General features: G+C 35.7%; 17 protein-coding genes and 1 pseudogene. 10 read left to right on the plus strand and 8 right to left on the minus strand.

The window, feature by feature from the left end; all coding sequences use genetic code 11:
* The first annotated feature begins 23 nt into the window (after positions 1 to 23).
* Entirely contained in the window at positions 24 to 827 is an 804-nt protein-coding gene (locus tag QNH17_RS12645) for an XdhC family protein (protein ID WP_283879006.1), read from the plus strand.
* A 160-nt stretch (positions 828 to 987) separates the two neighbouring features.
* Positions 988 to 1,830: an aldo/keto reductase gene (locus QNH17_RS12650; protein ID WP_283879007.1), complete on the plus strand. Its 843-nt coding sequence runs from the start codon at positions 988 to 990 to the stop codon at positions 1,828 to 1,830.
* A gap of 434 nt (positions 1,831 to 2,264) precedes the next feature.
* Here QNH17_RS12650 and QNH17_RS12655 read toward each other — a convergent pair whose 3' ends face one another.
* The 5 genes from QNH17_RS12655 to QNH17_RS12675 form a co-directional block, all read right to left on the minus strand.
* Positions 2,265 to 2,429, minus strand: a complete 165-nt coding sequence (locus tag QNH17_RS12655; RefSeq protein ID WP_283879008.1) for a hypothetical protein — start codon at positions 2,427 to 2,429, stop codon at positions 2,265 to 2,267.
* A gap of 306 nt (positions 2,430 to 2,735) precedes the next feature.
* Positions 2,736 to 4,100: an arsenic transporter gene (locus QNH17_RS12660; protein ID WP_283879009.1), complete on the minus strand. Its 1,365-nt coding sequence runs from the start codon at positions 4,098 to 4,100 to the stop codon at positions 2,736 to 2,738.
* A 391-nt stretch (positions 4,101 to 4,491) separates the two neighbouring features.
* Positions 4,492 to 4,950, minus strand: coding sequence for a BclA C-terminal domain-containing protein (locus tag QNH17_RS12665; RefSeq protein ID WP_283879010.1), 459 nt, complete (start codon positions 4,948 to 4,950; stop codon positions 4,492 to 4,494).
* Between the two features lie 258 nt (positions 4,951 to 5,208).
* Positions 5,209 to 5,463 carry an Ig-like domain-containing protein gene (locus tag QNH17_RS12670; RefSeq protein WP_283879011.1) on the minus strand — a complete coding sequence of 85 codons (255 nt, stop codon included), beginning with the start codon at positions 5,461 to 5,463 and terminating at the stop codon, positions 5,209 to 5,211.
* 137 nt (positions 5,464 to 5,600) lie between these two features.
* The gene (locus tag QNH17_RS12675) at positions 5,601 to 5,894 is read right to left on the minus strand and encodes a hypothetical protein (RefSeq protein WP_283879012.1); all 294 of its coding nucleotides are present in this window, start codon (positions 5,892 to 5,894) and stop codon (positions 5,601 to 5,603) included.
* A gap of 242 nt (positions 5,895 to 6,136) precedes the next feature.
* On the opposite strand from QNH17_RS12675, the gene QNH17_RS12680 reads away from it, so the two are divergent.
* Complete coding sequence (locus QNH17_RS12680) at positions 6,137 to 6,592, plus strand: C40 family peptidase (protein ID WP_144549525.1); 456 nt, start codon at positions 6,137 to 6,139, stop codon at positions 6,590 to 6,592.
* A 49-nt stretch (positions 6,593 to 6,641) separates the two neighbouring features.
* Here QNH17_RS12680 and QNH17_RS12685 read toward each other — a convergent pair whose 3' ends face one another.
* Positions 6,642 to 7,604: a helix-turn-helix transcriptional regulator gene (locus tag QNH17_RS12685; RefSeq protein ID WP_283879013.1), complete on the minus strand. Its 963-nt coding sequence runs from the start codon at positions 7,602 to 7,604 to the stop codon at positions 6,642 to 6,644.
* A gap of 108 nt (positions 7,605 to 7,712) precedes the next feature.
* Here QNH17_RS12685 and QNH17_RS12690 point away from each other — a divergent pair, with 108 nt between their 5' ends.
* Both QNH17_RS12690 and QNH17_RS12695 read left to right on the plus strand, forming a co-directional pair.
* Complete coding sequence (locus QNH17_RS12690) at positions 7,713 to 8,192, plus strand: GyrI-like domain-containing protein (RefSeq protein WP_283879014.1); 480 nt, start codon at positions 7,713 to 7,715, stop codon at positions 8,190 to 8,192.
* A gap of 22 nt (positions 8,193 to 8,214) precedes the next feature.
* Positions 8,215 to 8,682, plus strand: a complete 468-nt coding sequence (locus QNH17_RS12695) for a DUF8821 family protein (protein WP_283879015.1) — start codon at positions 8,215 to 8,217, stop codon at positions 8,680 to 8,682.
* Between the two features lie 81 nt (positions 8,683 to 8,763).
* On the opposite strand, the gene QNH17_RS12700 is transcribed toward QNH17_RS12695, so the two are convergent.
* Entirely contained in the window at positions 8,764 to 9,084 is a 321-nt protein-coding gene (locus QNH17_RS12700; protein ID WP_283879016.1) for a hypothetical protein, read from the minus strand.
* Positions 9,085 to 9,287: 203 nt separating this feature from the next.
* On the opposite strand from QNH17_RS12700, the pseudogene QNH17_RS12705 reads away from it, so the two are divergent.
* Both QNH17_RS12705 and QNH17_RS12710 read left to right on the plus strand, forming a co-directional pair.
* Positions 9,288 to 9,395: pseudogene (locus QNH17_RS12705) on the plus strand (SAM-dependent methyltransferase); the annotation flags it as partial.
* 88 nt (positions 9,396 to 9,483) lie between these two features.
* Positions 9,484 to 9,702 (plus strand): hypothetical protein, encoded by a 219-nt coding sequence (locus QNH17_RS12710; RefSeq protein ID WP_283879017.1) that lies wholly within the window; start codon positions 9,484 to 9,486, stop codon positions 9,700 to 9,702.
* 140 nt (positions 9,703 to 9,842) lie between these two features.
* On the opposite strand, the gene QNH17_RS12715 is transcribed toward QNH17_RS12710, so the two are convergent.
* Entirely contained in the window at positions 9,843 to 10,334 is a 492-nt protein-coding gene (locus QNH17_RS12715; protein ID WP_283879018.1) for a CBO0543 family protein, read from the minus strand.
* Between the two features lie 241 nt (positions 10,335 to 10,575).
* Here QNH17_RS12715 and QNH17_RS12720 point away from each other — a divergent pair, with 241 nt between their 5' ends.
* The 3 genes from QNH17_RS12720 (at position 10,576) to QNH17_RS12730 (ending at position 12,588) form a co-directional block, all read left to right on the plus strand.
* The gene (locus QNH17_RS12720) at positions 10,576 to 10,929 is read left to right on the plus strand and encodes a VOC family protein (protein WP_283879019.1); all 354 of its coding nucleotides are present in this window, start codon (positions 10,576 to 10,578) and stop codon (positions 10,927 to 10,929) included.
* A 133-nt stretch (positions 10,930 to 11,062) separates the two neighbouring features.
* Positions 11,063 to 11,878 (plus strand): Cof-type HAD-IIB family hydrolase, encoded by an 816-nt coding sequence (locus QNH17_RS12725; RefSeq protein WP_283879020.1) that lies wholly within the window; start codon positions 11,063 to 11,065, stop codon positions 11,876 to 11,878.
* A gap of 461 nt (positions 11,879 to 12,339) precedes the next feature.
* Positions 12,340 to 12,588: a DapH/DapD/GlmU-related protein gene (locus QNH17_RS12730; protein ID WP_283879021.1), complete on the plus strand. Its 249-nt coding sequence runs from the start codon at positions 12,340 to 12,342 to the stop codon at positions 12,586 to 12,588.
* The last annotated feature ends 20 nt before the right edge of the window (positions 12,589 to 12,608 follow it).

Raw genomic sequence — 12,608 nt, forward strand, 5'->3', positions numbered from 1 at the left:
AAAAAGAAGGGGGAGAGCTATTCATGCTACTGATGGAAAAAGTGGCCTTACTGAACCGTCAAAACGAAACCTTTGCCTTAGCCATGATCATCGAATCAAAAGGCTCAACTCCCCAGCATGTTGGAAAAATGATAGTTTACCGTGACGGTACGATTGAAGGCACTGTCGGAGGGGGCTTGGCTGAATATTACATCATTGAAGAGAGTGTTAAAGCGATTAAAGATGGAAAATCGAAAATCGTTGAATACAAATTAAATAGACATGCAAAAGACGGAATTCAAATGAGTTGTGGGGGAACGTTGCGGGTGTTTATTGAAGTCTATAAAAGCAGGCCTGAACTTGTTCTATGCGGTGCCGGACATTTAGGCCAAGCGTTGGCAAAGCTTGCCGATTTCCTTGAAATCCCCTATTGCATTGTCGATGATCGAGTGGGTTATTGTACGCAGGATCGCTTTCCTAATGCGACGAACCTTTATGTGAACGAGGATATTGAAAAAGCCTTACTGGCAGCCGGCCTAAATGAGAACTCCTATGTGGTGATTGTGACAAAAGATGGCGATGACATCGTCTTAAAAACGGCACTGCAATTTCCTATTGCGTATGTGGGCATGGTCGCCAGCAAACGCAAGGTCATAACCATATTTGAAAAATTAAAAAGCGAAGGCGTCAGTCAAGAACGGTTGGAACAGGTACACTCTCCAATCGGCTTGAACATTGGCTCGGAAACCACACAAGAAATTGCAGTCAGTATTATCGGGGAAATTATCAAGGTAAGCAAGGAAAGTAAGGAAAGTAAGCTTTTGAAAGTGAAACAATTGAATAGATAATCAAGGTGTTTTATTTTGGTTTCATTTAATTAATGGATAAAGGCATTTACCAGGAGAATCAAGTTCCGTGGTAAATGCTTTTTTGCGGTAAGCCTCCAATCATGAAAAAGATTCGGAATTGTGCTAATCTTATGATATTACTGAAAGGAGGGATTGGTTAATGAGTAAAGCCATTCCAGAGTTGACTCTTAATGATGGGCTTACTTTGCCTGTAATCGGGCTGGGTACATATAAGCTAAAAGGAAATGATGGGGTTAATTCTATCCAAAGTGCGATGGATATCGGTTATAGATTAATAGATTCTGCTTATAATTATGAAAATGAAGGTACAGTGGGTGAAGCAGTTAGACGCAGTTCGGTTCCTAGAGAAGAGTTAAGAATTACTTCGAAATTACCGGGTCGTTATCAGTCATATAACAAAGCAGTAACGACGATTGAAGAATCCTTATATCGTGCACATCTCGATTATTATGATTTATATTTGATCCATTGGCCGAACCCAAAACAAGACCAATATGTAGAAGCATGGCAAGCATTAATTGAAGCAAAAAAGAAAGGGCTAATTCGTTCAATTGGTGTTTGTAATTTCCTGCCTGAACACATAAAGCGTCTAGAAAAGGAAACGGGTGTTAAGCCAAGTGTGAACCAAATTGAATTACATCCTTACTTCAATCAAGCAGATCTAAGAATTTGGCATGAAGAACAAGAGATTAAGATTGAGTCATGGAGCCCATTAGCTCGTGCCAATGATATTTTACAAAATGACACGCTGCAAATGATTGCCAGCCATCACAATAAATCCATTTCACAAATCATCCTTCGTTGGCATTATCAACTGGGGGCCATTTCGATTCCAAAATCTGCTTCTCCTACAAGGCAACTAGAAAATATATCAATCTTTGACTTCACCTTGAATGAATCTGAAATGAGCATAATTTCAGGATTTACTCGCCCTGATGGAAGGATCAATAATCAAGATCCAGCTGAATACGAAGAATTTTAAACAAGTAATGAACGGATCCATTTAATAACCAACCGGATGGAGAAGGGATAAGGAATGGTTTTTGGAGCTTTCAGCGGAATTATACGGGATGAAGAAGCTTGTTAATGGAGAACATTAAAATCCCTAAATCATTAAGAGTAACTAAATTAGTGAAATAAAACAGGAAAATAGAACTACAATATTTTTCCTGCCCTTAAACAAAATTAATCAAACAACATATAATAAAATATATGGTACACCTTAAAGAAGACCGTGACTTGGACGACACGGTCTAACAAAAAACTCGAAAGTGATTGAGTAATCCATCCTCGTCGGCAAACTCTGGTTGGATTACTCTTTTTGTTTGTTTTGTTTTCTCATGTGTGGATATCACCTACTTATTTATTTTTGGTTAAAGATGAATTATTAAGATTCTCATTTATTACATAAGGTATTTACGGTAATTGTATTGTTTTGATATGCTCTAAATTGCGACAAACCATTTCCCCTTCAGCTGTTATAAGAATCATTTTGTTATTACGAATCTTTTGAAGTAAGCCTATTTTTTCAGTATTTTCTCCACCATCTATTATAATTAGTTGATTTTCAACTTTTTTCAATTGTTCACTAAAAGATCCAGACAACGGAGTAGATTAGGTTTAAGTAGTAGAGATTCACTGTTTAATGAAAAAGGGGTTACTTTTGATGGGTAAGGAATGAGCCATTTGACATGATACATTGAGATAAACATGGATTTGTATACAGGGGAGTGAAGGACAAAATAGTCACTCATAATGCTAGTTAAATAGCCGTGAATGGATTTTTTCCCTGACACATAAACCTGAACAAACAAACCTTTAGCAAGTGTTAATACTTTTCTTCAAAATCTTTAAACATTCTTCATTCTCCTTTTTCCTCAAAAGGTGTTATCTTATTAGAACATCCCCAAAAAGCGTAGAAACCCAATAATATAAGACAACTAATGTGAATAACACAGTAGGCGGGATGACAACAGCCGTGACTTTAATATATTCACTCCAAGTTATTCTGATTTTTCCGCGCTTGACAATGTGCATCCACATCAATGTAGCCAGAGTTCCCATTGGAAGAAGTAACGAACCGATGTCACTGCCTATAATGTTAGCTAAATAGGCGATTTTCAAGGAAAGTAGACTTAACTCCATATTCGTTAACGTAAGCGTTCCAACCATAAGGGCTGGGTGATTATTAAATATGTTGGACGTTACGGTTAGTAGTGTTCCCATCATCAAACTTGCATGGAACAGACTTCCTTTAATGATTGGCTGCATAAATCCAATCAACCAGTCCGTTAAACCGATGTTATTGAGACCATAAATGATGGTATACATACCAAAGGCGAAAATGATAATATACCAAGGTGTTTTTTTCAACATATCGGCAGGGGATATTTTTAGATAAGCCCATCTCCATCCCAAGAGAACCAGAGATCCAAAAACAGCTACGAATGAGACGGGAATAGCGAAAAATGAAGCGACAAACAAACTGACACGTACTGCAAATACGAAAAGGAGGACGTTACGCATAAACCTTGACCGTGCTTTCTGCGAAGCATACTGAAGCCCTTTATGGCTTGTCTTAAGTGGAGGGTAAGAAGGGAGTGATAGTCCTGTTACCTCGGTAGGAACTGTTTTTGGTAAGATTTTGCGAAAACGAAGGAACAGGAGCCCCACTAGGAGTAGTAGTCCAAGCGTTGCAGGAACAAACATCATCGCAGTATGCATCCACAACGTCATATCCACGATTTTCAATGCAACAAGGTTTACTATATTACTTACACCGATTGGTGCACTCGAAGCGGTTGCAATTAAACCTCCAGACAGCAAATAGGGGATTTTTTGATGGTTCTTTAAGCCCATATTGTTTAGTAACATGACTAAAATGGGGGTCGTGATCAAAATACTTCCATCATTATTAAAAAAGAGGGTCATGAGAAAACAGAGAAGATTGACATACCAGAATAATCGAATGCCTGAGCCCTTTGCTTTTGTCGCGAGCTTCTCTGCCACCCAGTGAAAGAACCCAAAACTTTCTAATACAATCGCCATGACAATGGTTGCCATAATGGTAACCGCAGCACCGCTGATTGTATCAGAAATGATTGCTAGGTCAGATAATGAAACACTCCCAATTAGTACGACAATAATCGCACCTACCGCCGCAGGTATGGCTTCATTCATGCCTCTAGGTCTCCAAAGAATCAAGATGAGGGTACCCAAAAAGGTTAAAATGGTCATCCAAAGTTGAAACATATTGATCTCCTTTCATCTAGCTGGTATTAAGGATTTCCCTAAATCGACATGACCTCCACTTGTCTCTCACTCCGCTGATGTCCCTCCCTTCCATTTATCTCTCTTGTGATTTTGTACTATATCTATATGTATTTGAAAGAGACAAGCTTGGGTTTTTCCCTAACTTCCAATAAAATCCACTTGAGTCTAAACACAATGGATTAAGTAAATGCATATGTCAAGACATAAGAAAAACACGTTTGTTTGACACAACGTGTTTTTGTATAGTTCCTGTGGAGTTATTTCCATTTAGTTGAAAATATAATCTAGGTCGTTTTCCTTTTTTCATAACCAAGCCAAGGAGGCTCAGAATAACCTTCAAAGAATAGACCATGCAACGTAACATCACTTATCAATTAAGTTTCACCAGCGATATTGATGCGGCATTGATGTTGTTATTCCCTAAAATTGGCAGTAGTGTATCTGTAGCAGTTCCTATATTTCTTAGTTCTACTGTGGAATTTTTGGAAACATGGATAATTGCTTGTCCTATAAGCATTAGAGTAGCATTATTTACTTGTCTTGTAATGCCAAAGTTGGTTAGATTACTAGGCACCAAAGAATGGTTTAAGAAAATACCATATACAGAGGTGGAAGCGGGACCATCAATGAGTAACGTATATTCTATCTTATAGTCTCCCGATTTCAAAACGGTAATAGTATGGCTATTTTGGGAAAATTTTATATTATTCAATGAGCCATGCTGATTAAATCGTATATTTTCATTGGGTCCTACTAAGATTGAATCGCTTCCAACAAGTGTGAAATAACCATAGGCTGCTGAAGATTTATTCCCATTTCGATCAGACAATTTATATCACCACCTTTTCAATCAACTAATATATGATATTAGAGAATAAAGGAAATGATTGTACGATAAAGAAACTTTAGATTACTTGAAAATCAAGAAACATTGACGGGCAATTGATTTCAAAAGGAGAAGGTTACAATAAAGAATTTCTCCAAAATTGCAAAGACGCCTTCAAAAATCATGTTTGAAGGCGTTTTTCTGCGTTTTATTATAAAAATGCCGCACTTGAATATTTTCCGTAGATAAAGAGTTGTTCAATTAGTAAACCTTAGTAGTAACTTGCTTACTTCGATTTTTAGCAGCATCTATTGCTATAATCTTAATGATTGTTCCTTTTTTCATTCCCTTTATTTTTAATGAATAGGTTCCACCCCTTGTTGCTTTGACGCTTCCCAATAATTTATTTTTAACAAGGATCTCTACTAGTGAATATTTTTCTGCCTTTCCAGTTATACTCTTGGATTTGGTTGTGACCTTTTTCACTACTGGTGAACGAGGCGGAATGACGTCCAATCTATATCATTTTTGTAATAATTTATTGAATCTAACCCAATCTCCAAGGGTCCCTTGTGAAAAAATCTGATTACTTCCTTTTAATTTTGTATTAGGTGTAAGATCAATTTCCTCCTCAGGAACAAGCGTGAATTGTATTAAATCATTCCTTTTTGTTTTTTATATACTAATGTAAGGTTAGAAACTGGTTCAGATACTTCAGCTTCCACACTGACTGTGTCACCATCTTTAAGGTTTGTTGTTGTTGAGGGTTTCACTCGTTTAACATAGAGTTGGTTATTTGCTTCATTTGTTGCCAGTTCATTTTGTGTATTTATAGTGTTTTGAGTATTTAAATTACTTCCAATGGATTTTGGCCCTTGCTCTTTCACTGAAAAGCATCCACTTAGAGTAAGTAAAATTGTAATAATCGGTACAATAATTTTTTTCATTTATTTCACTCTCCAAACTGCTACAAATTAATTATTGATTCTGCTGAAACCATATTCTATTTATTAAATAAAATATATACCTGAACTATGGAACGGAATAATATTATGGCTCTTTTTTCATTCATACAATGAAAAAATTATAATAGAATTACTTTGTAATGAAATTATCATATTGCTGTGATGAGTCTGTTATACCTTTCTAGTATAGTGAAACTATCAAATCACACTAGGAGGAAACAATCATGCTAAAGAAATTCATCATAGCTTTTACCATCTTAGCTTCTTGTGGCTCTTTGTTCGCCGCCAAGGGTGAAAAAGCGGAAGCAGCAACTTATAATTATCATACAGCAGCGATTTCGATCGCAAAATCTAATCTTGGAGTTCCGTACCGATGGGGCGGAATGTCGCCAAGCGGATTTGACTGTTCAGGTCTTGTAAAGTATTCATACGGAAAAGCGGGAAGAACACTTAATCGCACGGCTGCCCAAATGTACTATGGAAACGGATATCGACCATCTAATTTACAAATTGGCGATTTACTTTTCTACGCGCCGACCAAAGCAAGTGCCCCAACCCATGTAGCCATTTATATTGGATACGGGAAAATGATCATGGCATCCTCTTCAAAAGGGGTCATTATTACCTATACAAGTAACCCTTATTGGCATGCAAGATATATTGGAGTCAAGCGCGTCTAAAGATCATCATTAATGATGGTCTTTTTTTTATCGTAGAAAAAGTTTATGTTCATGGGCAGTATAAGTGTAATCTCTCTTGTAAACCTTTTACTACTTCCTCTGGGATTTCCCTGACATTGATATCCCCACCTAGGAAAAGTAGCCAATTTATTATTTCGGTCAATTCTTCGGGCATATTAACATTGATAAAGGTCTTAAGAATCGCTGTGGATTGGTAAGGATTCGTGTAGGAAATTGAAACTTTTAATGGATGGTATTTTTTGAACTGGGCAATCGCTTTTGGACCAAGTTCAAGGATTAGGTTGATTTCCTCTTCCTGCTTCCTTAGTTTTTCTAAAATCTTTTTCTTACTTACTCTTTTTTTCGTCGGGTAGGGCTCGACATTGGTGAGATGGTCGACTGGAAAAATCCGCTTTTTTTCTTCCTTTAAGTCAAACCCTTCAATCAGCCAAAGGCTTTTTTCTCGATAAAGGTGCAAGAGATAAATTGGATAAGACTTGATTACCTCCTCTTCTTGGATAGTAATCAATAAATAACGATCCAACTGAAGGGTTTGGATCAGTTTTTCTAACATCGGATGTGGGAGGTCTGATAGATCAAGTAGGTCGGGATTATAGGGGTTGGTCCCTTCAAAAAGCAAGATTTGATTTAAAAGAACAAGGTCATCTTGCTGGTTTTCAGAGAGGAGACCAAGTAATTTTTCAGCTAAAGACTGACGACTCTTTAGATAAGGGAGCTGTTGATTTCTTGTGGCCATAAAGGCAATAAAAAGGGCTTTGACTTCATTATCGGTAAAGCGGACTACAGGAAGGACAGAGTTGTGCATGACAAAATAACCCCCATCTCTTCCAACTTCAGCGACAAGTGGCATCCCCATGGACTCAATTTCTCTAATATCTCTAATAGCTGTCGAACGAGAGATGTTAAACTCTCGCATGATTTCAGAAATGGTAAAGTGATTACGGTTGTTGATATACCGCATGATGATATTAATCCGTTCAACTTTTTTCATCGGGACTCCTAAACAGTATCATTTTTTGACATGATTTAAGGTTATGATATATCCATCAAGTGAAGAATACAAGACATTTGAAATTTTTAAGAAGAGGATGGTATTAAGATGGCAGAATATACACTAGAGGAAAAGGACGGTTTTACCGTTTTAGGGATTGGAACCGAGCTTAAGAGTCATTACACAGACTTTGCAGGGATAAGCAAGGAAAAGGCAGACTTTTGGCAGTCCATCAAACAAGATGGAAGGCTTGACTGGTTAAAATCTATAGCAACAAATAACTATGTTTTTGCCGTGAACGAAGCGGTGAATAACAAGATGATGCATTATGCTGGCGTCATGACAGAGGCATCGGCACCAGAAGGAGACAGACTGATCCAATTTCCTAAGGGGGAATACCTTGTTGTAAAAGGGGAAGGGAAGATGGCTGATGAACTGCATAATACGCTTGCCGGTGTCGCCTTTGGAGAAGTCTTGCCAGAAGCAAAGAATTTTGCTTATGTGGGTGGGCCCAATACAACGGTTGAAATGGGTCAGCAAGACGGCTTAGTTTTTGGTGAAATGTGGATTCCTGTTGTTAGGAAATAAAGAGATAAAAGGAGAGATGGACTTGTCCTATATCGTTGATTTTAAAAATGTGTCTACGGTAGGCTTAGAGTCTTCGCCGGTAGCAGAAACGCTTGCTGGTTTACGCGCAAATGAAGCCCGTTACTTTATGAACAAATACAAACATGAATTTACGGTAGTACCAGCTAGTGAGTCCTGCGAGACCCTTGATTATGTGAACCGAATCTTGAAAGAAGAGCGTGATATTGAATTTGCGGCCAAACCATTAGTAACATCGCGTTTTCAAGTGGAAAATATCAATTGGGCTTACGTCTTCTATGAGGATGGTCTTGAGGTCAACGTCTTGTATACGATTGATGGTCCCAAGCCGAAACGGGCCGTTGGTTTCAAGCTGTCGGAGGGGATGGAGATACCAAAAGAGTTAGAAGGGAAGTTTAAATTTGCTAGGCAGAAGTCCAAACTGGCAGGAACCATTCGTGGCTCGTTTTTTGTAATAAAGAGAGAATATTAAAGTAAGCAAAACTGCTAGTAGAGGAACTTTAGCGAAAAATTAGAGCTGCCAAATATGGTGGCTTTTCTTATTGTTCGAGAGCTAAAATTTTAATTCTACACCATTTTCTATATAAATTGTGTTTTGTAATCCGGTTTGATTTTTCAGATATTCAAATACATTTCTTGCTGTGTTTCTGATCATCACACTCAAACCTAGGTTGTCAAATACGCGTGCATAGCAGCGGAGTATCAACGTATCATTTTCTGTGAACAAATGATAATAGACGGTTTCTTTCTGTAATTTCGAAAAACAGTGGATAAATAGATATTCATCTGTTGGAACTATTCCTTTTATCAAAAGTTCTTTTTGAACGATTCGTATTATTTCCGCTATTTGATCCTCTGATAAATTAATTCTCATTCAAGCATCACCTTCTTTATTTTGATTAATATTTCATCCAATTTCATTATACTAAAGTCCATGTTCGTCTGTCACAAAGCGCGAATTAGTTAAGAATATCTTTAAAGAAATAACAAAAGGATTATTAATTTCCTATATAATTATAACTAACAAAAATAGATTATATAAGGATAGCTGATAACTTGAAAACAAAAGCAAAAGAAGAGCTTTTAAATGTCCTAAAGAAACATGGGGTATCTGAATTGAATAGCAAAAAACTTGCTAATGACATGAAATTGCCAAAGCTCTTATTGAATAAGAAAATATTATGAAATGCAATGATTTTGAGTGGAAGGAAATAATACATTGTACTTGTATTGGTCATATAAAAAAAGATTAAGGAAGTAATCAGGTAACATTATGAAGATGTATAAGCTAAAGAATAATTTTAAAGGTTTTAAAAAGGGAACACAATTCTATTTGATTGCTGAATCTGAATTTATCGGAGTAAAAGATTTTGTTTTACGAACGATAGACTTAGCAGACAGGATTGCAATTAATGAAAGGGAGCTTCATAATAATTTTATTTTATTGAAGAATAGTTCAGGGGTTAATTCTAATGAAGTAACGGATGCTTGAGAGTATGATTGTAAGGCTGTTGCGGCAGCCTTTTTTTATTGTACTAAATGAGTTTAGTTAAATAAGAAATTAAACTTAATGGGTATTTGATACTAAAGATGACATAAATAAGAAGCGTTTAATAACGCTTCGGATGTGAACTATTGTGTGTTTTCGGTTTGTTTTTTTGATAACTTCCTAATTACCCCCATAAGATACCTGACCATAATAAAGGTTGTGGCAATTGAAAAAAAACTATGTATGGATGTCCATGATTTTTTATAGCTAATTAACTTTGTGTTTTTTTCAAGCCAATCCTCCGCTAATGCAGACGGGGCACTAAATAATAACGCCTTAATAAAAATTCCTAAGTTACTTGATTTACTGGTTAATTGATTAAAGTAAATACAGCTTACAGGGAAAAGTAAGTAACTAAATAAAACACTAATGTCAAAAGTTTTAAATAAATTAACTGGATATTTAAGGTAGCCTTTTTTTACTAGAACATTATCCAATATTGAAGCAATGTAGCTTTTTAATAAAAAAATGATCAACCAATCTTTTAGTGGTGGCTTTCTAACTAAATTTATAAATGTGGCGATTCCAAAAACAAATAATATCCTTAATACCTTTTTTTCAAATCCTTTAGTCATATTTTGTGCTCCTGTATCCGTTTATAGTAGTTTAATCCAAATTCATAAATTTATGATTACGTAATCTTTCAACACTTTTGTTAAGAGTTGTACTTAAGCTAACAGTTGCTTTAGTTAAAGAATAATAAGCTGCTTTTACAGCTTTTTTCTTGTTCCACTTATGGGGCCGGTTAGTTTAATAAAAAGGAGATATATAAAATAAAGCGAATTATTTTAATAAATTATATTTTAGGAGGTTCCAATGAATCCTGTTTTAAATCAAATCGGAACAGTCTTTATTCCTGTAAGTAATGTCGAAGAAGCACGGGATTGGTATTGTGATATTTTGGGGCTAGATGCAGAAGGTGAGATTTTTTTTGGGCATTTATTTATTGTACCTACAACGAATGGAACTGGAATTGTCTTGGATAGCAAGACCTATTCAGAAGAAAATATTTTCAAAACCCCAGCTTTTCATTTTAATACCCACAATATCGAAGCAGCCTATAAGTTTTTGAAGGGTAAGAATGTTGAATTAACAACAGAAATTGAGCATAATCATTGGTTTAATTTCAAAGACCCTTATGGAAATCATTTGATGGTATGTAGGTGTTAACCTTTTTCACCAATCGAGGCATAGGTCCAATTAGGAATGGCACAAATCGCAGTTGATATAAACAAACTGAGAAGAAGTTAGAGCATACTTTAAGAAAATTAGTGTTTAATTAAATGAAGGAGGACAATAAAATATGACACTTAAAGCTATTTTTAGCGATATCGACGGAACCTTATTAAATTCAAATCATCAAATTACAGAAGAAACCAAAAAAGCAATTTTAAAAGTTGTGAACAATAATATTCCCTTTATACTCGTATCAGCAAGAATGCCGAGTGGCATCCTACATCTTCAGCAAACGTTATCCATTGATTCTCCTATAATATGCTATAGTGGTGCTCTGATTTTAGGTCCAGATAATGACAATGGAGAAAAAACAATCATTGATAGCACCAGCTTATTGCAAACAGATGTACAAAAATTATATAAAATAGTCAATGAACTTTACTCATCCATTAATATTAGCTTATATAGCCATAACCAATGGGTGGTTAGTGACAGTCAAAATGAATGGGTTATACAAGAAATGGAAATTACAAATGCTACTCCAATTCATCGTCAACTCCCTTCATTTATTGAAGAGAACCATGCTATTCATAAATGTTTGTGTATGGGGGAACCACAAATAATTAATCAACTTGAATCAACATTAAAAGATAAATTCGCTAATTTAACCATCTATAAGTCAAAGGATACCTATTTAGAAATCATGTCAGGTAATGTTTCCAAATCTAATGCTATTAAAAAGCTAGAGAACCTATATCACATTACAAATCAGGAAATCATGGCCATTGGAGATAACTTTAATGATATGGATATGTTAAAATACGCAGGTTTAGGGGTTGCGATGGGGAATGCACCAGATGAGGTAAAGGTGATCGCTGATGAGGTCACTTTGAGTAATAATGAGAATGGTCTAAAACATACTTTACAAAAGTATTTTGATTAACAGGAAACTAAAATTTATAAGATTTTAATAGAGTTGAATTAGGTTCAAAATTGAGAAAATATGAATTATTTCACCTAAACAAACGGGTAGATTTACTTCAACAACGAAATAAGGTATTTAATCTTGAACGTGGCAGCTTCTTGAATAAAATGTGGTATTTTAATAAATAACAGAAGGAAAGAGATTAGGTATGGTGGCTAAAAAGAAAATTTATTATGAACGAGGTACGCAGGAACTAAGGATGAAAAATCTCCGTGCCCATAAACTAGTTCAAGAATTTAATAATTGTGCAATTGAGTTTTCTTAAAAAAAGAGAAAATTATTAAGGAATTGTTTGGAACAGTAGGGGTAAATTCGAGTATTGAACATAATTTCCATTGTGATTTAGGATACAACATTCACGTTGGAGATAATTTCTATGCTGGTTATAACTTTACGATTTTAGATATGGCAGAAGTAGTATGATTGGACCAAATGTTGGACTATATACGGCTGGTCATTCAATTGAACCTAAAGATAGGAACAAGAGTGGTTATGCTATTCCAATAACGATTGGAAATGATGTTTGGATTGGTGGTAGTTGTGTTATCTTACCAGGAATCACAATTGGTGAACATTCAATTAGTGCTGCAGGACCTGTTGTTACGAAAGATGTACCTGCTAATTCAATAGTCGCAGGAAACCCAGCAAATATACTGAAAAATATATAAATTCATATTAAACAAGAAAG

This window comes from Neobacillus sp. SuZ13, from assembly GCF_030123365.1.
GTDB lineage: Bacteria > Bacillota > Bacilli > Bacillales > Cytobacillaceae > Neobacillus.

What these genes read in the sequence shown, in the direction of transcription:
- QNH17_RS12715 (WP_283879018.1), bottom strand. Translation starts at nt 10,334, where the DNA reads ATGACTAAAGGATTTGAAAAAAAGGTATTAAGGATATTATTTGTTTTT.
- QNH17_RS12645 (WP_283879006.1), top strand. Translation starts at nt 24, where the DNA reads ATGCTACTGATGGAAAAAGTGGCCTTACTGAACCGTCAAAACGAAACC.
- QNH17_RS12725 (WP_283879020.1), top strand. Translation starts at nt 11,063, where the DNA reads ATGACACTTAAAGCTATTTTTAGCGATATCGACGGAACCTTATTAAAT.
- QNH17_RS12720 (WP_283879019.1), top strand. Translation starts at nt 10,576, where the DNA reads ATGAATCCTGTTTTAAATCAAATCGGAACAGTCTTTATTCCTGTAAGT.
- QNH17_RS12690 (WP_283879014.1), top strand. Translation starts at nt 7,713, where the DNA reads ATGGCAGAATATACACTAGAGGAAAAGGACGGTTTTACCGTTTTAGGG.
- QNH17_RS12660 (WP_283879009.1), bottom strand. Translation starts at nt 4,100, where the DNA reads ATGTTTCAACTTTGGATGACCATTTTAACCTTTTTGGGTACCCTCATC.
- QNH17_RS12675 (WP_283879012.1), bottom strand. Translation starts at nt 5,894, where the DNA reads ATGAAAAAAATTATTGTACCGATTATTACAATTTTACTTACTCTAAGT.
- QNH17_RS12710 (WP_283879017.1), top strand. Translation starts at nt 9,484, where the DNA reads ATGAAGATGTATAAGCTAAAGAATAATTTTAAAGGTTTTAAAAAGGGA.
- QNH17_RS12650 (WP_283879007.1), top strand. Translation starts at nt 988, where the DNA reads ATGAGTAAAGCCATTCCAGAGTTGACTCTTAATGATGGGCTTACTTTG.
- QNH17_RS12730 (WP_283879021.1), top strand. Translation starts at nt 12,340, where the DNA reads ATGATTGGACCAAATGTTGGACTATATACGGCTGGTCATTCAATTGAA.
- QNH17_RS12685 (WP_283879013.1), bottom strand. Translation starts at nt 7,604, where the DNA reads ATGAAAAAAGTTGAACGGATTAATATCATCATGCGGTATATCAACAAC.
- QNH17_RS12700 (WP_283879016.1), bottom strand. Translation starts at nt 9,084, where the DNA reads ATGAGAATTAATTTATCAGAGGATCAAATAGCGGAAATAATACGAATC.
- QNH17_RS12680 (WP_144549525.1), top strand. Translation starts at nt 6,137, where the DNA reads ATGCTAAAGAAATTCATCATAGCTTTTACCATCTTAGCTTCTTGTGGC.